Source organism: Pseudomonas sp. 18058 (assembly GCF_902706155.1).
GTDB lineage: Bacteria > Pseudomonadota > Gammaproteobacteria > Pseudomonadales > Pseudomonadaceae > Aquipseudomonas > Aquipseudomonas rustica.
Window position 1 is genome coordinate 71,168 of record NZ_CACSJY010000021.1, and the last position, 19,711, is coordinate 90,878.

Genomic DNA, 19,711 nt, shown 5'->3' on the forward strand with positions numbered 1-19,711 from the left:
AAAATAGTAAAAATATCTTCGCAGGCAATAAAAACACTGGGCAATGACTTCACCCAATCGCTGCGCAGGTGGCTATGGTTGAAGGATAAAAACATCGTCGCGCAACGGACGTGGCGGCGCACAAATTGCTTTGAAGTCGAGTCCGCTCGTCCTGAGGTTTGCCGTGGCCGCCTACAATTTGCGTCAGTTGAAATACTTCATCACCACCGTCGAATGCGGCAGCGTTGCCGAAGCCTCGCGCAAGCTGTACATCGCGCAACCGGCGATCTCCACCGCGATCAAAGGTCTGGAAGACAGCTTCGGCGTGCAACTGCTGATCCGTCATCACGCCCAAGGCGTGTCGTTGACGCCCAGCGGTGCGCGGTTTTTCCGCAAGGCACAAGAACTGCTGCGCATGGCCAAGGAGTTCGAACAGAACGCACTGGCCGACAACGACATTGTCGCGGGACAAATCGATATCGGCTGCTTCGAAACCGTCGCGCCGTTGTACCTGCCGCAATTGATCGCCGGGTTTTCCGCGCTGTATCCCGGAGTGAAAATCCGCATTCGCGACGGCGAGCAACAGGAGTTGGTGCAGGGCCTGACGTCGGGTGCGTTCGATCTGGTGATTCTCTACGAACATGAGCTCGACGCGACCATTCAGACCGAACCGCTGATGCCGGCGCAACGGCCATATGCGCTACTGCCGGCGGATCATCGCTTTGCCGAGTACAAGCAGGTGTCGCTGCGGGATTTGTGCCTTGATCCGATGATCTTGCTCGATGTGCAACCGAGCCGGACTTACTTCGTCAGCCTGTTCGAAGAGCTGGGGCTGACGCCGCGCATCGAGTTCAGCTCGCCATCGATTGAAATGGTGCGCGGGATGGTGGGTCAGGGATTTGGCTTTTCGATTCTGGTGACGAGGCCGCATTCGGAATGCACCTACGACGGCAAGAAAGTCGCGTGCGTCGAGATTGCCGAAGACGTCACTGGCTCAGGGTTGGTGGCCGCGTGGCTCAAGCGTGGGCAACTGACCAAACCGGCGCAGTTGTTCGCCGATTATTGCCGCGAACAACTGACGGCCAAGACCGGTAATTGAATACTCCCCTACCCTTCAGGAAACCTGCGGTGATCGCTGCTCGATTTCTATGCCGATCAACGGGCGCTTCATGGCAATCGATATCCACGCGCCAACAGCGGCGATTACGCAGGCAGCAAATCCCAGCAGGAAAGACAAGAAGCTGAGCTCATTGGCGACAGCCAGAAGTCCGAGTACAGCAGCCGTCGCCTCGGCAGCCCCCCACACACAAGTCTGCACGGACATCGCTACAGAACTGCGCCCTTTCCATATTTTTACAGCTTGGGCCTGATACAGCGGGCCGCAGATCATCTCGCCAATCACAATAAAAACCACGACGAGGAACAGAATTGCCTGCACTTGAGACGAAATCATTAATAGCAGGCAACCCGCGCCGATCAACAGGTTCGAAACAATGACCCGCCACAACCGTGAAACCCGCTGCGAGAGCGACGTTATATAGACCTGACTGAAAATAATGATGCCGCTGGCCACCAGAAACAACACACCGACCAACTCACTGGAGAAACGCTCCGTCGCATAGGTTGGGAATACATAATAAAACTGCGCATAACCGATCATGGTCAAAAAGTTGATAATCATGAACGCAACAACTTTAGGCGACGCGTCGGAGATGCTCGCCGAAGACACGAGACTGTCTGATGCCGCGATTGTTGACCTTGTCAGGTGAGGAATCAGCGTAGTGGACGCAGTTGCCAGAACACCTAACAGTAATGGCAGAGCAACAAACCAATAACCCGTTCCAGCCAGTATCAACGATGCAACAAACGGTGCTATTCCAGCGCCCGCGTTCGCAGCGACATTCTCATAGGAAAGCACTCGCTCGTGCTCGCCCTCGCGAAAGTACTGAACAATGTATGAGATCTGCGAAATCGTCGCGATCGAATTGGCCACGCCAAACACCACCACCAAAACGATCCAGATCAGTACGTGGGTAACTCCCGCCGCAGCCGTCGCCAGCATTAAACACGCGGCCACTGCCACACACAGTAACGCGAGGGCAATTTCACGTCGGCGATCAATCTTGTCCATCACGCCTTGAAAGGCCAGTGCACCCACCCGGTTTGAAACAATGGCGAAGCCGACGACGATGCCGGCTGCGCTGGTACTCAGACCTACAGCCGAGTTGAGCCAAATGGCCATGAACGGATAGAAACAACTCCAAGCGGCGGACGATAGAAACCGGACGAAGTAGATCATTGGAAGACCGGCCTTCTAGTGCCGCGATCCGTATGAATAAGCACTTGCCCTATCTCGCGTACGACAACGTCTGCGTAGCCGGTGAGCATGCCGACCCAGGCGTAATCAGACGTACCGATAGGCACGATCAGGCTGCCTACATTGGCGATCGGTGTATGAATGGAAGACAGGAGCGGAATTTCCCAGTCATGCACGATGGCCTCTTGATCCAGGCAATACCAGTAACTCAAAGTTTGGCGACACTGCTCGACAGGTTTGTAGTGGAGTGTGCTCTCGAGTAGTCCCAGCGGCAGCAGAGCAACGTGTTGCAGAACAGTGGCAGGCGCCAGGTCATAGGCCAAGGCAATTTGCTCGACAATACTCGCACCGCCGAGACGGCCCATATTGGCGTCGATAAGGTAAGCCGTAGACGGTGTAGCAATGAACTCGCAATGGAAAAAACCGTTATCGAATTCTGCACGTGCGATCAGATCGCACACGGCCGTCTCGATTTTCGAACGAACGGTTAAACCGATCATCTCGTTGGCTGGAAACTGATTAGCGACTTCGGTGAAACCGACACGGTTGCGCTTGGACAAGCCAAGAAAAACTACCTGCCCGTCTTGGGCGAAACCTTCCATGCTGACGAGATCACCCTCACAGTGCGCCTGAACGATCCACGCAGTGCTTTCAGGCTGATCAATTCCACTCCCCAGAATCGCCGACTTGATCACGCTGGAAGGATCCTCATTTGCCGCGATGGTAAGCAACATCGTCGCCACCGCGCCGGAGCCGACCGAGGGTTTCAGCACAACATCATTTTTGATACCAGGCGTCAGCCACGATATCTCGAAGTCTCCATCATTGAGCAAGACACAGGTCTCTGCTGGAACATGTTCAGGTATCAGGCCACCGACAAACTCCTTGGATGAGAGCTTGGCGAATTCAGCAGGCGGTGCATTAAATCCAAACGCTTTGGCGACTGCCGACACCATTGGAAAGAGTTCGTCAAAAAAAGTTGTGATGCTGTGGATCGCACTCACCAGTTCTTTATTGGCCTGCAAGTAAGCAGATAGCGCGTCGGTATCGCTAAATGCGGGAATGCAGGTGACCCCATCGAATACTGCCTTGGCTGCGCCATGAAAACCTGCAGGGTCCACCGACAGTATTGGCTCAAACCCCGCACTGCGAATTGCCTCGCAAACGTACTTGATGGATACCTTGTTAATTCCGACTATCAAAATTTGTCGCATATCTTTCACATCCATCCATAAAAATGAAAAATCGACGCTTACAGAGCATCAACGGTAAGCGGGTGATACATCTTGCCGGGGTTGAGGATATTCGCCGGATCCAAGGCCTTTTTGATTGCCCGCATAATCGGCAGCGCCGTACCGTGCTGGGCCGACATCCATTTCACTTTGCCCTGACCGACGCCGTGCTCTCCGCTGACCGTCCCGCCGAACGACAATGCACGACTCGACAGTCGACTTAGAAACGCCTGAATCTCCACACTCTCGTCCTGCCCTTCCTGAAGCATGATCAACAAGTGGAAATTACCGTCGCCGACATGGCCAATCAGCGGCGCGTCGAGCCCGGAAGCGATAATGTCTGCAGCAGTGGCGCTGATACAGGCACTAAGCGATGACAACGGCACACATACATCAGTGGCCAGTCCCTTGCGGCCGTTATAGAACGCGTGAAATGCCCACCAAGCGTCATGCCTCGCTTTCCACAGGGCCGTTCGCTCTTCAACACGTTGAGAGATCTTTAGTTGACCGCCGAACTCATGTGCACAATCGGTGAATATTTCAACGTTGCTGGCGACCGTCGATTTATCCCCGTGAAACTCAAGAAAAAGATGAGGTACCTCCGGCAAATCCAGCGCAGGAGAATAGGCATTGCACGCGCGGACAGCGTTGACATCCAACAACTCGATTCGAGCAATCGACAGGCCTTGTCCGAGTGCAGTGGCAACTGTCTGTACGGCGTTGTCGACAGAGTCAAACGAGCAGACGCCCGCGACAATTGTGTCAGGCACAGGGTGTAACCTGACTTCCAGCTCACTGAAGATACCGAGGGTTCCTTCTGAACCTACAGCGATAGCCAGCAAATCCAGGCCCATGGCAGATTTAGGTGCTCTACAGCCTATTTGCGCAACTGCCCCATCAGCCATGACCCAGCGTGCAGCTTTGACGTTGGCTGCCATCGTCCCGTAACGAACGGAGTTGGTGCCCGAGGCTCGCGTCGCAGCCATTCCGCCCATCGACGCGTTAGCGCCAGGATCAACTGAAAAAAACAGACCAGTGTCGCGCAAGTAACTGTTCAGTTGTTCGCGGGTAACTCCTGGCTGAACGGTTGCAGTCATGTCCATCGCGTTTATGCTAAGAATCGCGTTCATCTCAGAACAGTCGACACACACTCCACCACGTGGCGCATTGATTTGTCCTTCAAGCGATGACCGGGCTCCGGCCGGAATCATCGCTACGCCATGTTCGTGACAAAGCCGCACAACCTGAATGATTTCTTCTTCACTTCGAACGGTGATTACCGCGTCGGGCGGGCTCAATTCAATACCGGGCGGCGCTTGGCAGAATTGTTGCCGGATGCTGTTTTCAAGCCTCAAGCGTTCGCCAAACAACAGACGAAGTTTTTCAACAACCAAAGCATTCATTAGTCTCATCCTTGTGCTAACTGATCACGGCCAGATTTGTTTTTATCGGTCCATCACTGCGCCAACCCGCGCATTCCTGTGAGCGTTTGACTGACACAGATCATCGAACAGAGAACGCGGTGACTCCCGTCTTCTCTGTTTTCACTTTTTGCTTTTTTTGGCGGTTCGGGCTCCACGTCCATCGTATTCAGGACGGCCAGAAACTATCATCCCGAAGAAATAAGGTTGAGCATCCTTATCCTCTAGCTGGGTGCCGGATTTGTTGTGCACTTCGATCAAGGAGAAGAGATCGACAAGACGATCCTGAATTTGCTCTATTTCTGCGTCTTTGAGTGTCACCATCGAGCTGTATTTAAAAGAACCTGAAACATCAAAATATTCACTTTTTTCAGGTTTGGTCAGCGATCGTTCCACTTCATGACGCAGGAACATATCCTTTAGCTGCAACGCATCAGCTGTTCTTGGCATTCTCAGCGTAGGTGCGTGACGAACAAAAGGGTCATCAGTGGTGCTTCGTTCCTTCGAGACGAGGTTCAGAAACGCTTCAGTTCGTTCGTCGTAGGCAAGGCCTAGCTGTTGGCAAACCAACTGCATCTCCGCAACGGACGCACTGTCGACCATATAGAGATAAGTCATCAATGGCAGCAACTCGAAGTTCTCCTCGAATGCCTTGACGACTTCCTCGGTTATGATGAACTCACGCTCATACCGACTCAAACTCAGCGCCCGACGCAGTATCTTCGAATCATGCTCTCGAAGCTCCAGCCTGGACGAAAGATCCGTGACCTCGACCCCTTTGCCAAACAACATCTCGTGGACATTGGCCGGCAACAAGTCTCTGAAGTAATGCCAGTAATAATCGAAGCTGACCTTACTGGAAGCGTCGATATCCAAATGGTCATGCAGTTCGACGGCAGCATCGATACTCAGGTACTTTCTTCCGGCCTCTACGTCACGGTAGTAATTGGCCGAAAACGGGATGTTGACCTCTTCGAGAAACGTCGAAATCTTCAGATGCCCGGCATCAATCCGCAATTGCATGAGAAACGCACCAAACGCTCGTTTGTTATCCAAGCTCTTCAGCCTCTGCCGACAGAGTGATGACCACTCTGGTCGTGTTCTTCTTGATTTTCATACTGGAAGTCACCAAGCCTATTTCTTGCGTATTACGTACATGAACTCCCCCGCAAGGGATTGACCAGTTTTCGCATTTCCACCAACGAAATCCTTGTCCTTGGCTGGTATCCGCTTCCGTACGAATCTCATGACTTGCAGAGCAAAACTCGTTCAGGGCATCAGTCGCCTGCCTCAAACTGTCTTCGTCGAACTCTTCGACAAACTCGTATTGATTTTCCCCTCCGTCGTCACTCAGCGGCGAGCGCACCGGGTGTTGAATGGAGCGCCCCAGCGTTTGCTCAAGCATGCAGTGGATCAAATGCATGGCCGAATGAACACGCATCTGATGATAGCGTAATGACCAGTCGAGAGTGGCTGTCGCCTGCTGTGCATTCTTAGGCTCGCTCAGCAGCGCGAATGTTTCATCGTCGACCTTTAGGTAATGCCGAATCTGATCATCCCTTTTTTTCGTGGCGATAACTTCCAGCCGTTTTAAAGTCTCACCCGCCTTCGTCCCCTGAATGTGCAACACGCCTCGATCTCCGAGCTGGCCGCCTCCCTGCGGGTAGAAAACCGTTTCGCCAAGGAGTGCAAAAGGAAGACCGGCATCGTCGCGCTCAAGCAGATCGACTCGACATTCCAGTTGCTTCAGATACGGATTTTCATGAAATAAAGGCTGTGTTCCGCTCATTTTTACCTCGAGTCAGTTCTCGCTCAGTGTGGTTGGGAGCCTGTGCGAATGGTTGAGGGCATCCACATCTCTCGGGCCTTTTTGGCGCTCAACCGCGTCCAGCTCTTTTCTGAGAACATCGCACAAACGGGTCATCTGCACCTGGCTACCTATCGAGATTCTGAGGCAGTTATCAAGGCCATAATCAGTCAATGGCGATGTCAGAAATCCTTCACGCGCCAGGTAGTCATGTAACGACTTACAGGCGTGGGGGCTGTTGAACTCGACGAATACAAAGTTGACATAGCGACTTCTGGCTTGAACGCCATAGCCCTGGAACAGACTGACAATCTCCTGCCCCCACACAAGGCAATGCGTCGCTGTCTTTTCCAGATGATCAGCATCCCAAAGTGCATACTCACCGGCGAGGGCAGAGAATGAGCTGACGTTGTATGGCGCGCGCCGTGCCTGCAGAACCGGAACCAGATCAGCGCTGGCATAAGCCCAACCCAAACGTAACCCCGCAATGCCATACGCCTTTGAAAACGTACGCAGGCATATCGAGTTTTTCCGAGCGTTTACGATCTGCACGCCAGGCGAGTTCTCGCGATCCGGGGCGAACTCTGCATACGCTTCATCAATGATGACCGTCGTTCTTTCCGGAATGGCAGCAACAAGTTTTAGCAGTGCGGATGGAGAGAGATAGTCGCCCAAAGGGTTCGACGGGTTTACCAGCACAACCACATCCGGATTCTTTTGAAGGGCAATATTGAGTGTAGTGTCGTAACCTTCTCCGCTGGCGGGAAAGATCTCACTATAGTCAGCCCCCAGAAGCTCGGATCTGATTTTGTACATTTTGAAGCTGTGCTGCAGTGCCACGATCCGGCTGCCAGCCTGCAACAAACTACGCAATGAAATATCAATCAACTCATCAGAACCTGCCCCGACCACCACACGCTCGGGATCAACGTTCCAACGTTCACCGATGGCCGTGCGAAGCGACTTGTAAGTCACCTCAGGGTATTCGCTGAGCAGTGACGGCATCGACATGCACAGGTGCAGTGCCAGACCCGATGCTCCCAGCGGATTTTCGTTAGCGTGCAGCCGGGCATTACGGCAATCCGCTTCCAGCGACTCAGCGCCTGCCACTGCGCTCTTGTTGCCTGACGAACTCATCGACTGTGCCCCCCAAGAATGTGGGCAACGATGCTTTCCAGATACCCGGTCAACGCAATATCCCGATCCAGATAAGGGATCAGTTCACGCACTCGGGCATGCCAGGCACGGCCCTGCTGGCCTAACTTTGTGCAACCGCGAATATCGGCTGCCTGGGCTGCGCATATCAGTTCGAAGGCAATGACATACCGCGTGTTCTGCAACACTTCAGCCACACGACGCGCGGCAATAAGACCAAACGAAACCACGTCCTGGAAGTCGGCGGTGGTGGTCAGGGTCTGGATCGAAACCGGCGTGGCGAGCGATCGGTTTTCCGCCGTCAGAGAGGCCGACATGAACTGCCCACCCATAAGACCGAAACGCAGACCGCCATTTTCAGCGCAGAGGAAAGACGGCAGACCATTGCTGTTGGCCTTCGTCAGGAAGCGATCTATGCGCCGATCAGAAAGGTTGCACATCGTGATCATGGAGATCGTCAGGTAGTCCATGGCCGAGGCAATGTACTGCCCATGAAAGTGGCCGTTGTGAAAAACCTCACCATTCTCGGGAGTGATCAACGGATTGTCGTTGGATGAGTTCAGTTCGTTGGTGACGATGCGCTCGACGAACTCGATGGTTTCCAGCACCGGCCCCAGAATCTGGGGTGTGCAGCGAATCGAGTAGGCATCTTCAATGGGCATGGCCTCCTGACGTACCTCGTCAGTTCGCAGCGCACTCAGTTGCGACGAGAGTTCAATGTCATCAATCGCCAACTCCGAGCCTTGAAGATCGTCCCAAATGGCCTCGGCAATTTTTTGCTGCCCCAAGTGCGGTTTCAACTTGTGAACGTCAGGATGAAAAGGACGTACCCGGGCCTGCAACGCCTCGAAGGAGAAAGCGGAAATCGAGGTGTATTGTTCAAGCAGTTCTCGGGACTCGACCACATTCATTGCCGCGACCGCTACCATGCAGGACGTGCCATTGATCAGTGCCAACCCTTCTTTGTAGCTCAGGTGTAACGGTGCCAGGCCAAATTGCTCAAGCGCTTGTGTCGCCGGAATGCGCACACCATCAAGATAGGCGTAACCATCACCGGTTAACATCCGCGCAACCGCTGCCAATGGCCCCAGATCACCACTGGTGCCAAGAGAACCTTTACTCGGAATTTCAGGGATAAGGCCTGCGTTGTAGATGGCGATGTACCGATCAAAGTTCTCCAGAGAGATCGCCGAGTTACCGCGTGATAATGAAACAATTCGCGCAAACATTGTGGCCCGGGCGACGCTGTCCGGGAATCGCTCACCGACGTTTGTCGATACGCCCTGAATCAGATTGGATTGAAGCTCGTGGGCTTTCTCGATAGGCACGAGGTGGTCAACGAAGCCGCCCATGCCGGTATTCACGCCATAGATGACCGCCCCCTGCGCAACGAGGTTTTCCAAGGCATCTCTCGATGCCTGAACCCTTTGTCGCGTGGCTTGGGATGCGACTACTGTCTTGCCGGGTCGGGCAAACCGGATCAGATCCTTTAGGCATACATCGACACCGGGGGTCAGCACATAGGTGCTATCCGACGTGAAATTCTTTTCCTGAATGGTCATTTTTTCATCCCTGAACTACGTGTGACTGTTGACCCGCCCAATCGGCGATGATCACGTTGATTGTCCGGCTGCCCGAAAAGGCGCGCCGACCATGTGCAAACTGAAAATTATCGAGCAGTAAAATATCGCCCTCAGCCAAATCGACATCTCGTTCCAGCCCCCTGACGGCGTGAAAAAGCTCCAAGGTGAGGTCTTCCGCAAGCGGCTCGCCATTACCAAAACACATGGCTTCCAGCAGTAGCGGGGTTTTACGATGCGCGTTTATCAGCTCGCTGGCGTCCTGCTCTCGACCATCGATACGCGCCCATTCGATCATGGCTGCCGCGCCCCAGAAATGCGCTTGATTGCACCAGATGTTTGCGTCTTTAAGGGGATGCTGACGCATCGGGGAAATACAGTCCTGCCAGAGAACGAGGTCTTCGCCGTTCCATTCGAAGTCCCACCCACGCGATCGGCAAAGCAACTCTGCTTCGGATTTCCTGGCGCTAGAGAAGGTCTCTTGCCAGCTTTTTTTGACGCCCGGTTTGAGATCGACCCGCGCCTCGCTGGGTAAGGTTCTGCGCAATTTAAGTCCGCGATCCGTTAGCTGCTTCAAGGTCGCTTGATCAACCAGTTGCTCCAGCTTGCGCATGTCGCCGATGACAGATTCGCCGCCTTTTCCGGCCGGTTCCACGCAAACGAACGCAATGATCTCGGGTGGGCGTTTTACGTAGGCCATTTCTTGATGAAGGATGACGGACCAGTCGGGAGGGGTGCGAGTCGCCTCCATAACCTTGCCCTGTATGGTCGAGCGTGGAGAGCTTCCGCCAACGTAATCGCGGGTTTCAAAGCCCATAGCGACAATGGCCTTTTCAAACTCACCAGGATCCTTGCACCGATCAGCGGCGCGAATGATCACGGCACCGTCATTAAGCAACCGTTCACGGATGTCGTGCGCAGCATTAGAAAAATAGTGCCCCGGATCAGCGCATCCGCTGGCCGAAAAATCGAATACTCCTTCTGCATTACTGCCCTTCACCTTCATCACTCCTTAAATCCATGGAATCGTCGGCATCTCCGTCTGCGATGCATTAGATATCACTCCCCATTTACAAATTCAACAGATAGAAATATGTTTCTTCCAATAGTTTTAATCAGGATCAATTAAGAAATCATTGCGATTGGTGACATAAAAAGCCCTCAACCAATTGATATAGATGAAAAATAATTTCAAGGACGAGACGAAATATGACAGTAAAAAACGGCCCACCATTCCTGTGCCAACAACCGCTTCGGCACGAGCGCGAAAGTAATCTCGCGAAACTCTCTGTAACGCTTTTCATCAAAACTTACGTGAGCCGATTCCAATGAGCGGATTCAACGCGCGCTCAGGCGTGCTGAAGCGCAGCCTGAAAAATCGACACATCCAACTGATCGCCTTGGGTGGGGCAGTGGGAACCGGACTGTTTTTGGGTTCGGCAGGAGCACTGAAGTCGGCGGGCCCATCAATGATCCTCGGCTATGCGATTTGCGGTTTCATCGCCTTCCTGATCATGCGACAGCTAGGGGAAATGATCGTGGAAGAGCCGGTAGCGGGTTCCTTCAGCCATTTCGCTCACAAGTACTGGGGCGGATTCGCCGGGTTCCTGTCGGGCTGGAACTGCTGGATGCTATACATCCTGGTCGGCATGTCGGAACTGACCGCCATCGGCAAGAACGTGCACTACTGGTGGCCAGAGATCCCGACATGGGTATCCGCTGCGGCCTTCTTTGTGCTGATCAATGCCATCAACCTGATCAATGTGAAAATGTTTGGTGAAGCGGAATTCTGGTTTGCCATCATCAAGGTACTGGCCGTCATAGGCATGATTGCCATGGGCAGTTATCTGCTAGTCAGCGGTACTGGAGGGCCACAAGCGGCAGTAAGCAATTTGTGGGAGCGAGGTGGGTTTTTCCCCTACGGGGTAGGCGGGCTGGCAATGTCCATGGCGGTGATAATGCTGTCCTTTGGCGGCCTGGAAATGCTCGGCTTCACTGCGGCCGAGGCCGACAACCCGCGCACCGTGATCCCCAAAGCAATCAACCAGGTGATCTACCGCATTCTGATTTTTTACATTGGCGTACTTGTGGTTTTGCTATCACTGATGCCTTGGGACAGTCTTCTGATTTCACTAAACGCGTCTGGCGATACTTACAGTGCCAGCCCTTTCGTCATGGTGTCGTCAATGCTCGACAGTGCTACCGCGGCGCACATCCTTAACTTCGTGGTACTGACTGCTGCGCTATCCGTCTATAACAGCGGGACTTACTGCAACAGCCGCATATTGTTGGGCCTGGCAGAGCAAGGTGATGCGCCGCAAAGCCTGGCCAGAATAGACAAACGCGGTGTTCCCGTACGCTCGATCCTCGCGTCGGCGGCCGTAACTCTGTTTGCGGTACTGATGAACTACATCATCCCGCAATATGCACTGGAACTGCTGCTATCACTGGTGGTTGCAACGCTGGTGATCAATTGGGTGATGATCAGTCTGTCGCATTTCAAATTTCGGCAACATTTGAACAAGACCCGCCAGATACCGCTGTTCAGGGCGTTGTGGTATCCCTACGGCAACTATATCTGCCTGGCATTTCTGGTCTTCATATTGGGCGTGATGTTGATGGATTCCGTCTTTAGGATTGCTGTGTATGCAATTCCCGTATGGATCGGGTTGATGTGGATTTTCTATGGCATCAAGCACAAACGCAGTGTTTCCCAAGGCCTCTACGGAGAGGCCTGAATCACAACAACACCGGTTAAACCGATCAAGCCACGCCAGTGCTCTTACTTGCGCGGCTTGATCCGCGCAGTCGCCTCCGCCACCAACGGATCATCCGGCCAGTAATGCTTCGGATACCGCCCCTTCAAATCCTTCTTCACCTCGGCATAAGTGCTGCGCCAGAAGTTGGCGAGATCCTGCGTCACCTGCACCGGACGTCGTGCTGGCGACAGCAGATGCAACTTGACCACCTGGCGCCCGCCAGCAATCCGTGGCGTATCCGCCAGCCCGAACAGTTCCTGTAAACGCACCGCGAGAATCGGCGGAAACTCGCTGTAGTCCAGCCGAATCGACGACCCCGACGGCACGCTCAGATGATGCGGCGCCAGCTCGTCAAGCTTCTGCGGCAGCGGCCATGGCAGCAGATTACGCACGATGCTCGACAGATCCAGATTGGCAAAATGGCTGAGTCGCGAGACCTTGCCCAGATAAGGCATCAGCCAATCTTCGAGGGTGTTGAGCAAGGTTGCATCGCTGACGTCCGGCCACTGACTGTCGTTTTGATTAGTCAGATCAAGTTGCCGCAACAGCGCCACCCGCGCCTGCCACTGACGCAACTCTGGCGTCCACGGCAGCAGCTCCAGACCTTTGCGTCGCACCAGATTCACCAGCGCCTGACTGCGCGCATTTTCGTCGAGACCGGTCAGCGGTTCACGGCTGAGAATCAGCTCGCCGACCTTGCGCTGACGCTCGGCGCGCAGCACGCCTTCGCGCTCGTCCCAGTCCAGTTGATCGACGTTGCGCACTTGTTCGGCGAGCACGGAATCGAACAGCGCCGGATCGAAATCCGCTGCCAGATAAATCCGTTCTTCGCGCTGGCCCTGACGGCTGCCGAGGTCGGCGATGACGATCCACGGCTCTTTCATCAGGCTGTCGGCTTCCGCAAACAGCGCCGCACGACCATTGGCCAGACGATATTCGGCGCCACCGGCACGCCGCTGTTGCGCGACGCGATCGGGATAGGCCAGCGCCAGCAACGAACCGAGCCAGCGCGGATGATCAGGATCGCTGACCGGCTCGCTCGCTTTGCCGCGCAGATAACCGCGATATTGCCGCGCCAATTGCCGGGCACGCTGCACACCGCCCTGCGCACCACGGGCGGCGCGTGCTTCACCGGACAGCAGCACCAGACGACTGTGCAAATCCGCGCCGGCGCCGCGCAAGATATCGCGCTCGCCGAGCAACGCAGCCACATCGCACGCCATGTTGGCCAAACCCAACGCCTGACCGCGCAACAACAAATGACCGATGCGCGGATGCGCCGGCAACTCAGCCATGGCCTGACCGTGGGTCGTCAGCGCCTCACCTTCCAGCGCGCCGAGCCGTTGCAGCAAATCCTGCGCCTGTGCATATGCCGCCGCTGGCGGAACGTCGAGCCACACCAGTTCGCCCGGCGTCACGCCCCAACGTCCCAGTTGCAAAGCAAGGCTAGCGAGATCCGCCGAAAGAATTTCCGCACTGCCATAAGCGGCGAGCTGTTCGTGCTGATCCTGCGACCACAAGCGATAACAAACACCCGGTTCCAGACGCCCTGCCCGGCCCGCACGCTGAGTGGCGCTGGCCTTGGAAATCCGCTGAGTGTCGAGGCGCGTCATGCCGCTGCCCGGATCGAAACGCGGCACCCGCGCCAGTCCGGCATCGATCACCACGCGCACGCCGTTGATGGTCAGACTCGTTTCGGCAATGTTGGTCGCCAGCACCACTTTGCGCGAACCGGGCGGCGCCGGATCGATCGCCGCGCGTTGCGCATTGAGGTCGAGTTCGCCGTGCAGCGGGCAGAGCAACACATCGCTGCGCTCACCGATCGCGTCGACCAATTGTTGATGCACGCGACGGATTTCCGCCTGCCCCGGCAGAAAGACCAAGACGCTGCCGGTTTCATCGTGCAGCGCTTCGAGCACGGTTTGCGTGACCCGCTGATCAATGTATTCGCCGGGCTGAAACGGCCGGCCCCAGCGCATCGTCACCGGGTACATGCGGCCTTCGCTGCGCAGGATCGGCGCATCATCGAGCAACTCGGCCAGACGCTCACCTTCGAGGGTGGCCGACATCAGCAGAATCTTCAGCGGCTGTTCAGCTCGAAACAGCTCGCGACCGTTCAGACTCAAGGCCAGCGCCAGATCGGCATCAAGACTGCGCTCGTGGAATTCGTCGAAGATCAGCAGGCCGACGCCTTCGAGCGCCGGATCATCCTGCAAACGCCGGGTGAGAATGCCTTCGGTGACCACTTCGATGCGCGTATTGGGGCCAACCTTGCTGTCGAGGCGAATGCGATAACCGACGGTTTCACCGACCTTCTCGCCCAACTCGCTGGCCAGCCGTTCTGCGGCGGCACGCGCGGCGAGGCGGCGCGGTTCGAGCATCAGAATGGTCTGCCCGGCCAGCCACGCTTCATTGAGCAACGCCAACGGCACGCGGGTGGTTTTACCGGCGCCGGGCGGTGCTTCGAGCACGGCTTCATGGCGAGTCGCCAAGGCTTCACGCAGGGCGGGTAAAACTTCATCGATCGGCAAAGAATTCATGCTGGCTCCCCAGGGCGTGCCCACAGTAAATTGCGAGTCGCGTTAAAGCTGTGAGCGTGCCAGGCAAGGCGCGGGACGCAGGTAAGGGTCGTTTCCTTGCCAAGTCCCGCAACGCAGCATGGCGCGCTCACAGCTTTAGCCCGGAGGGCCGAACCCCGACAGGATTCATTAGCCTTCACGCGGTGTCGATCTGGAGAAAACAACTTCAATCCTCAACGTATTTCGGTAGGGGTGAGACGAGGCCGCAATTTACTGTGGGCACGCACTGCCAGGCCGAGTATAACGGCGAACTGCCGGGCGTTCGTCAGGGTCTTAATTCCAGACGACTACGCTTCGTTTTCAAATGACTCAGGAGATTTCCCCATGCGCTTACCTTTTCGCCTGATCGGCGGTGTACTGGTCGCCACCCTGCTCACGCAAATCACGGCGTGCGGTTCGATTTTCTATCCGGATCGTCGCGGTCAGATTGACGGCAAAGTCGACCCGGCGATCGCCGTGCTCGATGCCGTGGGCCTGCTCTTCTACATCATCCCGGGCCTGATCGCGTTTGCCGTCGACTTCGCCACTGGCGCGATTTATTTCGAACCGGGCCACACCGCGCAGATCGATCCGGCCAAACTCAAACAAGCCATCGGCCCGGACGGTCAGGTCGATAATCACAAGTTGCAGGCTATTCTCGAAAGCGAGTTGGGACGTGACTTCCCTCTGGATGACCCGCGCCTGATTCAACACAAGGGCAGCACGCAGCAACTGGCAATGTACGGCCTGCAACCTGCCGCTTAAAAAGGAAACGCAATGACCTCCAGCCCCGAACACGCTCGCCTGCTCAGGCTGGCGACCCGCGCCTCGGTGGCGGTTGCCTGCACGCTGATCGTCGCCAAAGCCATCGCCTGGTGGCTGAGCGGTTCGGTGAGCATGCTCGCCGGCCTCACCGACTCGGCGCTGGATGGCATCACCTCGATGCTCAATCTGCTCGCGGTGCATTACGCACTGCGCCCGGCGGATGACGATCATCGTTATGGTCACGGCAAGGCGGAATCGCTGGCGGGCATGGCGCAGGCGCTGTTCATCGGTGGCAGTGCAGTGTTGATCGCGTTTCAGGCGTACGAACGGTTGCATGATCCGCAGCCGCTTGGCGCGCCATGGCTGAGCATCGGTGTGATCGTGTTTTCGCTGCTGCTGACGGCGGCGTTGCTGGTGTTGCAGCATCGGGTGATCAAGCAGACTGGCTCCAACGCCGTGCGCGCGGACTCGCTGCACTATCGCTCGGACATGTTGCTCAACGGCAGCATTCTGATCGCGCTGATCCTCGCCGGATTCGGGTTTGAACAACTGGATGCGTGGTTCGGTCTGGGGATTGCTGCGTACATTCTGTGGAGCGCGATCCAGATCGCTCGGGAAAGTTTTTCGGTGTTGATGGATGAAGAACTGCCGACGGACGTCAGCCAGCACATGCTCGAACTCGCGTGCAGTGTGCCGGGGGTGCTGGGCGCGCATGACTTGCGCACGCGGATCTCCGGCAACCACTGGTTCGTGCAGTTGCACCTGGAATTGCCGGGAGAGTTGACCCTGTCAGTGGCGCACGGCATCAGCGATCAAGCCGCCGATGCCATCCACCAAGCCTACCCGCGCGCCGAAGTGCTGGTGCACGCCGATCCGCAAGAAGTGGTGCAGGCCGCTAGGGCTCAGTAACTGACCTGATAACCGCGACTGCTCAGGCAATTGCCCTGAGCTTGTCGGTACGCCTGAACCACTTCGGGCGCCGGTTGATAAGTCGCGGTGCGCGGGTCGAAACCGCTTTGCTGCACCGCGTACTGATAGCACTGATAACCGTCCTGCTGCACTTGCTCTGGCGACTGACCGTTGGCCGGATAGGCCTCGACGTCATAGCCCTGAGATTGCGGCTGTGGTTGCGGCTGTTGCTGCACCGGCGGCTCGACCACCACGTAATCCTGCGTCGCTTCCTGATAGGCGTAGTAGGAACCGGCGGCGAGAAACAGCAGCGAACCACCGATCCACACTTCTCGCGAATAGTCCGGCAAGTACTGAATGCGGATCCCGCGCGGCGGTTGCACGACGATGTAGCGCGGGCCTTGCGGGCGGTACCAGTAGCCGCCGGAATAGAAGTAATCCTGCCCGCGATACGGCACGCGATAGTCGCGATCCTGGAAGCGGTCGATCACATGCCCCGGCCGATATTGCGGGCCCGGGCCCCAACCGTTGCCATGTCCGTCGGGACGTCCCGGCCAGCGATTGTCGTTAGGCCGGTAGTCGTTAGGCCGGTAGTCATTGGGCCGGTTGTTGGTCTGCCAATGTTGGTTGTTGTTGTAACCATTTTGCGGACGCTCGTCGCGGTAGTAACCCTGACGCGGTTCCTGAGTCTGGCGCACGGTGTCGGGCCGCGACTGGATCGGCAAACTGTTGGCCGGCATTTGCGGCGGCGGTGGCGGCTGGCGCACCGGGTTGGGGTTGTAGCCTGGCCGGTTCTGGTCATGGTTTTGCCATTGACCATTGTTATTGTGCGGCTGGCCGTTGTGTTCGAACTGGCGGCTGTTGTCGCCACGAATGACTTCGTTGTTCTGCGGGCGCGGTTGATTCTGCGGCGACTGATTTTGCGGACGCGCCTGGTTTTGCTGCGAATTGTTCTGCGGACGCGGCTGATTCTCGCCGCCATGCCCTTGGTTATTGCCTTGATGCCCCTGCCCGTGCTGCCCGCCATTCGGGCTGCGGCTCTCTGGATCATCGGCCAGCGCTTGCACACTGACACTCACACACAACACACCAACACCGGCCAGACGCCAGATGCGCGACTTCATGCTTTTCCTCACTGAGGCCTGTAATTAAGGGCGGCCTGTAACTAAGACCGGGTCGGGAACATCCGGTTCTGCAACAGGTTATCAGTCGCGCAACTTATTTATTGAGCGCCGCAAGATGAAATCGCAGGCAAGAAAAAAGGGAGACCCGTCGGCCTCCCTTTAGAGAACTTCGTCCTGGCTCGACGCTTATGACGTCGGCTCACCTCACGCCGTCTTCTGGACAGTGTGCAGCTCGGGGGCCGGCACAACCCCGGTGGGGGTGGCGGCCGCGGCAGGCCGGATAGGGCGGGCCGCGTGGACTGTGTTACCGAGCAGTGATTCTGGTGATAAGAATAGGCCTGAGGCCACGACAGAGGATTGCGAAGATTGCTGAAATAAACACCACTTGCGCAATTTTTAACCCTGGATAGATAATCCGCCGCAATAGTTACAACCAAGGACAGATTGATGAGCAAACTCGACCGTTACGACCTGAGCATTTTGGCGGAATTGCAGCGCGACGCCCGCATCTCCAACCAGGAGTTGGCCGAGCGCATCGGTCTGTCACCCTCGCCTTGCTCGCGCCGGGTCAAGCAACTGGAAGACGACGGCTATATCTCGCGTCAGGTCGCGTTGCTGGATCGCAAGATGCTTGGGCTGAGTTTGACTGCCTATGTGCTGATCGGCATGGATCGGCATACGCCGGAGCGCTTCGAGAATTTCGAAGCGGCGATTCGCACATTGCCGCAGGTGTTGGAGTGCAGCCTGGTGACCGGTGTGGATGCGGATTACCAGTTGAAAGTGGTGGTGCCGGATATGGATCACTATCAGAAGTTGTTGCTGGGGCACCTCACACGCATTGAAGGCGTGACCAGCGTGCGCTCGAGCTTTGTGCTGAACCAGGTGCTCAACAGCACTGAATTGCCGCTGACTCATTTGCGTAGTTGATCAAGGGCACCCTCACCCCAGCCCTCTCCCGGAGGGAGAGGGGGCCGACCGAGGTGTCTGAAGTCATGCATCGACCTGAAATATCGGGTCGATCATGGATTCACAACATCTGGATCAAGTCGGTGTAGTTCTCAAGCATCCCTCGGTCAGTCCCCTCTCCCTCTGGGAGAGGGCTAGGGTGAGGGCAAAGGCTTCGGATCAGACCCAGATCAATGCCACCTCACACACCTTGGCGTATACTCGCCGCGCCCTTTTAGCCGCGCCCATGCCGGAGAACCCCAATGGATCCAGCCGTATTTGAAGAGTGGATGATGACCGGACTGGTCAGCATCCTGATCATTTTCATGGGTTTTATCGTCTGGGATCTGGCGAAGAAGTCCAAGGCCGGGCGCTTTGGTTCGTTCATTTTGTTCTTCGTGCTGGGCCTGGGCGTGGCCGCATTCATCATCAAAAGTGTGGTGATCGGCCTGATCGAATCCGGCGCTCTATAAGCGCGCCGGCACTTCCTTCCACTGGCCCTGATCGAGCCCTTCGATCGTCCAGTCACCAATCTTCACCCGCACCAGCCGCAACGTCGGCAGCCCGACCGCCGCGGTCATGCGCCGCACCTGACGGTTGCGCCCTTCGCGAATCACCAGTTCCAGCCATGAAGTCGGAATGGACGCGCGAAAGCGTACCGGCGGGTTGCGCGGCCACAGCTCAGGCTCGTCCAGCTGCCGCGCTTCAGCGGGCAAGGTCATGCCGTCGTTCAACTCAACGCCATCACGCAGACGCTGCAACTGTTCGGCGGTCGGCACGCCCTCAACTTGTACCCAATACGTCTTTGCCAACTTGTGTTTCGGATCAGCGATGCGCGCCTGCAACTGGCCGTCATTGGTCAGCAGCAACAAGCCTTCGCTGTCACGATCAAGGCGTCCGGCCGGGTAAATGCCGGGCACATCAATGTAATCCTTGAGCGTCGCCCGCCCTTCGCCGTCGCTGAATTGCGTCAGCACATCGAACGGTTTGTTGAACAGGATCAGTTTCGGCTCGGCCGGTGGCGCCTTGGCAACACGGCGCGACGAAGACGACTGAGGCTTCGCGCCAGGGCGGCGGGAAGGTGGACGCGGGGGACGAGACATAGGGAGAGCAAACATTTAGCGATCAGGGCTGACAATGCTAGTGCCCCGACCGCCAAA

General features: G+C 56.3%; 17 protein-coding genes. 6 read left to right on the plus strand and 11 right to left on the minus strand.

The window, feature by feature from the left end:
- The first annotated feature begins 163 nt into the window (after positions 1-163).
- Complete coding sequence (locus tag GVL50_RS13900) at positions 164-1,078, plus strand: LysR family transcriptional regulator (protein WP_159813661.1); 915 nt, start codon at positions 164-166, stop codon at positions 1,076-1,078.
- 15 nt (positions 1,079-1,093) lie between these two features.
- Here GVL50_RS13900 and GVL50_RS13905 read toward each other — a convergent pair whose 3' ends face one another.
- The 8 genes from GVL50_RS13905 to GVL50_RS13940 form a co-directional block, all read right to left on the minus strand.
- Positions 1,094-2,278, minus strand: a complete 1,185-nt coding sequence (locus tag GVL50_RS13905; protein WP_159813663.1) for an MFS transporter — start codon at positions 2,276-2,278, stop codon at positions 1,094-1,096.
- Positions 2,275-3,510 (minus strand): acetyl-CoA carboxylase biotin carboxylase subunit family protein, encoded by a 1,236-nt coding sequence (locus GVL50_RS13910; protein WP_159813665.1) that lies wholly within the window; start codon positions 3,508-3,510, stop codon positions 2,275-2,277. Before GVL50_RS13910 ends, GVL50_RS13905 begins: the two co-directional genes overlap by 4 nt.
- A gap of 38 nt (positions 3,511-3,548) precedes the next feature.
- Positions 3,549-4,931: an FAD-binding oxidoreductase gene (locus GVL50_RS13915; RefSeq protein WP_159813667.1), complete on the minus strand. Its 1,383-nt coding sequence runs from the start codon at positions 4,929-4,931 to the stop codon at positions 3,549-3,551.
- Between the two features lie 141 nt (positions 4,932-5,072).
- Positions 5,073-6,005, minus strand: coding sequence for a hypothetical protein (locus tag GVL50_RS13920; RefSeq protein WP_159813669.1), 933 nt, complete (start codon positions 6,003-6,005; stop codon positions 5,073-5,075).
- Positions 5,998-6,738 (minus strand): alanyl-tRNA editing protein, encoded by a 741-nt coding sequence (locus GVL50_RS13925; RefSeq protein WP_159813671.1) that lies wholly within the window; start codon positions 6,736-6,738, stop codon positions 5,998-6,000. Before GVL50_RS13925 ends, GVL50_RS13920 begins: the two co-directional genes overlap by 8 nt.
- Before the next feature lie 12 nt (positions 6,739-6,750).
- The gene (locus GVL50_RS13930) at positions 6,751-7,893 is read right to left on the minus strand and encodes a histidinol-phosphate transaminase (protein WP_159813673.1); all 1,143 of its coding nucleotides are present in this window, start codon (positions 7,891-7,893) and stop codon (positions 6,751-6,753) included.
- The gene (locus tag GVL50_RS13935) at positions 7,890-9,473 is read right to left on the minus strand and encodes a phenylalanine aminomutase (D-beta-phenylalanine forming) (RefSeq protein WP_159813675.1); all 1,584 of its coding nucleotides are present in this window, start codon (positions 9,471-9,473) and stop codon (positions 7,890-7,892) included. Before GVL50_RS13935 ends, GVL50_RS13930 begins: the two co-directional genes overlap by 4 nt.
- 4 nt (positions 9,474-9,477) lie before the next feature.
- Complete coding sequence (locus tag GVL50_RS13940; protein ID WP_159813677.1) at positions 9,478-10,491, minus strand: TauD/TfdA family dioxygenase; 1,014 nt, start codon at positions 10,489-10,491, stop codon at positions 9,478-9,480.
- Between the two features lie 328 nt (positions 10,492-10,819).
- Here GVL50_RS13940 and GVL50_RS13945 point away from each other — a divergent pair, with 328 nt between their 5' ends.
- Positions 10,820-12,229 carry an amino acid permease gene (locus tag GVL50_RS13945; RefSeq protein WP_159813679.1) on the plus strand — a complete coding sequence of 470 codons (1,410 nt, stop codon included), beginning with the start codon at positions 10,820-10,822 and terminating at the stop codon, positions 12,227-12,229.
- Positions 12,230-12,273: 44 nt separating this feature from the next.
- Here the strand turns inward: GVL50_RS13945 and hrpB are convergent, their stop codons facing one another.
- Positions 12,274-14,790 (minus strand): ATP-dependent helicase HrpB, encoded by a 2,517-nt coding sequence (gene hrpB, locus GVL50_RS13950; protein WP_159813681.1) that lies wholly within the window; start codon positions 14,788-14,790, stop codon positions 12,274-12,276.
- Between the two features lie 363 nt (positions 14,791-15,153).
- Between hrpB and GVL50_RS13955 the strand changes: the two genes are divergently transcribed.
- Positions 15,154-15,573 carry a polyribonucleotide nucleotidyltransferase gene (locus GVL50_RS13955; protein ID WP_159813683.1) on the plus strand — a complete coding sequence of 140 codons (420 nt, stop codon included), beginning with the start codon at positions 15,154-15,156 and terminating at the stop codon, positions 15,571-15,573.
- A gap of 12 nt (positions 15,574-15,585) precedes the next feature.
- Complete coding sequence (locus GVL50_RS13960; RefSeq protein ID WP_159813685.1) at positions 15,586-16,482, plus strand: cation diffusion facilitator family transporter; 897 nt, start codon at positions 15,586-15,588, stop codon at positions 16,480-16,482.
- On the opposite strand, the gene GVL50_RS13965 is transcribed toward GVL50_RS13960, so the two are convergent.
- Complete coding sequence (locus GVL50_RS13965) at positions 16,476-17,606, minus strand: DUF6515 family protein (protein ID WP_159813687.1); 1,131 nt, start codon at positions 17,604-17,606, stop codon at positions 16,476-16,478. The genes GVL50_RS13960 and GVL50_RS13965 overlap by 7 nt on opposite strands.
- Positions 17,607-18,053: 447 nt before the next feature.
- Between GVL50_RS13965 and GVL50_RS13970 the strand changes: the two genes are divergently transcribed.
- Both GVL50_RS13970 and GVL50_RS13975 read left to right on the plus strand, forming a co-directional pair.
- Positions 18,054-18,533, plus strand: coding sequence for an Lrp/AsnC family transcriptional regulator (locus tag GVL50_RS13970; protein ID WP_007909658.1), 480 nt, complete (start codon positions 18,054-18,056; stop codon positions 18,531-18,533).
- Between the two features lie 281 nt (positions 18,534-18,814).
- On the plus strand, positions 18,815-19,024 hold the full coding sequence (locus tag GVL50_RS13975; protein WP_003228500.1) for a DUF2788 domain-containing protein: 210 nt from the start codon (positions 18,815-18,817) through the stop codon (positions 19,022-19,024).
- Here the strand turns inward: GVL50_RS13975 and GVL50_RS13980 are convergent.
- Entirely contained in the window at positions 19,019-19,654 is a 636-nt protein-coding gene (locus GVL50_RS13980; RefSeq protein WP_159813688.1) for a pseudouridine synthase, read from the minus strand. The two genes, GVL50_RS13975 and GVL50_RS13980, sit on opposite strands and share 6 nt — an antisense overlap.
- Between the last annotated feature and the right edge of the window lie 57 nt (positions 19,655-19,711).

Excerpts from the sequence above, each read along its gene's own strand:
- GVL50_RS13905 (WP_159813663.1), bottom strand. The coding sequence starts at position 2,278 with ATGATCTACTTCGTCCGGTTTCTATCGTCCGCCGCTTGGAGTTGTTTC.
- GVL50_RS13910 (WP_159813665.1), bottom strand. The coding sequence starts at position 3,510 with ATGCGACAAATTTTGATAGTCGGAATTAACAAGGTATCCATCAAGTAC.
- GVL50_RS13915 (WP_159813667.1), bottom strand. The coding sequence starts at position 4,931 with ATGAATGCTTTGGTTGTTGAAAAACTTCGTCTGTTGTTTGGCGAACGC.
- GVL50_RS13925 (WP_159813671.1), bottom strand. The coding sequence starts at position 6,738 with ATGAGCGGAACACAGCCTTTATTTCATGAAAATCCGTATCTGAAGCAA.
- GVL50_RS13930 (WP_159813673.1), bottom strand. The coding sequence starts at position 7,893 with ATGAGTTCGTCAGGCAACAAGAGCGCAGTGGCAGGCGCTGAGTCGCTG.
- GVL50_RS13935 (WP_159813675.1), bottom strand. The coding sequence starts at position 9,473 with ATGACCATTCAGGAAAAGAATTTCACGTCGGATAGCACCTATGTGCTG.
- GVL50_RS13945 (WP_159813679.1), top strand. The coding sequence starts at position 10,820 with ATGAGCGGATTCAACGCGCGCTCAGGCGTGCTGAAGCGCAGCCTGAAA.
- hrpB (WP_159813681.1), bottom strand. The coding sequence starts at position 14,790 with ATGAATTCTTTGCCGATCGATGAAGTTTTACCCGCCCTGCGTGAAGCC.
- GVL50_RS13955 (WP_159813683.1), top strand. The coding sequence starts at position 15,154 with ATGCGCTTACCTTTTCGCCTGATCGGCGGTGTACTGGTCGCCACCCTG.
- GVL50_RS13960 (WP_159813685.1), top strand. The coding sequence starts at position 15,586 with ATGACCTCCAGCCCCGAACACGCTCGCCTGCTCAGGCTGGCGACCCGC.
- GVL50_RS13965 (WP_159813687.1), bottom strand. The coding sequence starts at position 17,606 with ATGAAGTCGCGCATCTGGCGTCTGGCCGGTGTTGGTGTGTTGTGTGTG.
- GVL50_RS13970 (WP_007909658.1), top strand. The coding sequence starts at position 18,054 with ATGAGCAAACTCGACCGTTACGACCTGAGCATTTTGGCGGAATTGCAG.
- GVL50_RS13975 (WP_003228500.1), top strand. The coding sequence starts at position 18,815 with ATGGATCCAGCCGTATTTGAAGAGTGGATGATGACCGGACTGGTCAGC.
- GVL50_RS13980 (WP_159813688.1), bottom strand. The coding sequence starts at position 19,654 with ATGTCTCGTCCCCCGCGTCCACCTTCCCGCCGCCCTGGCGCGAAGCCT.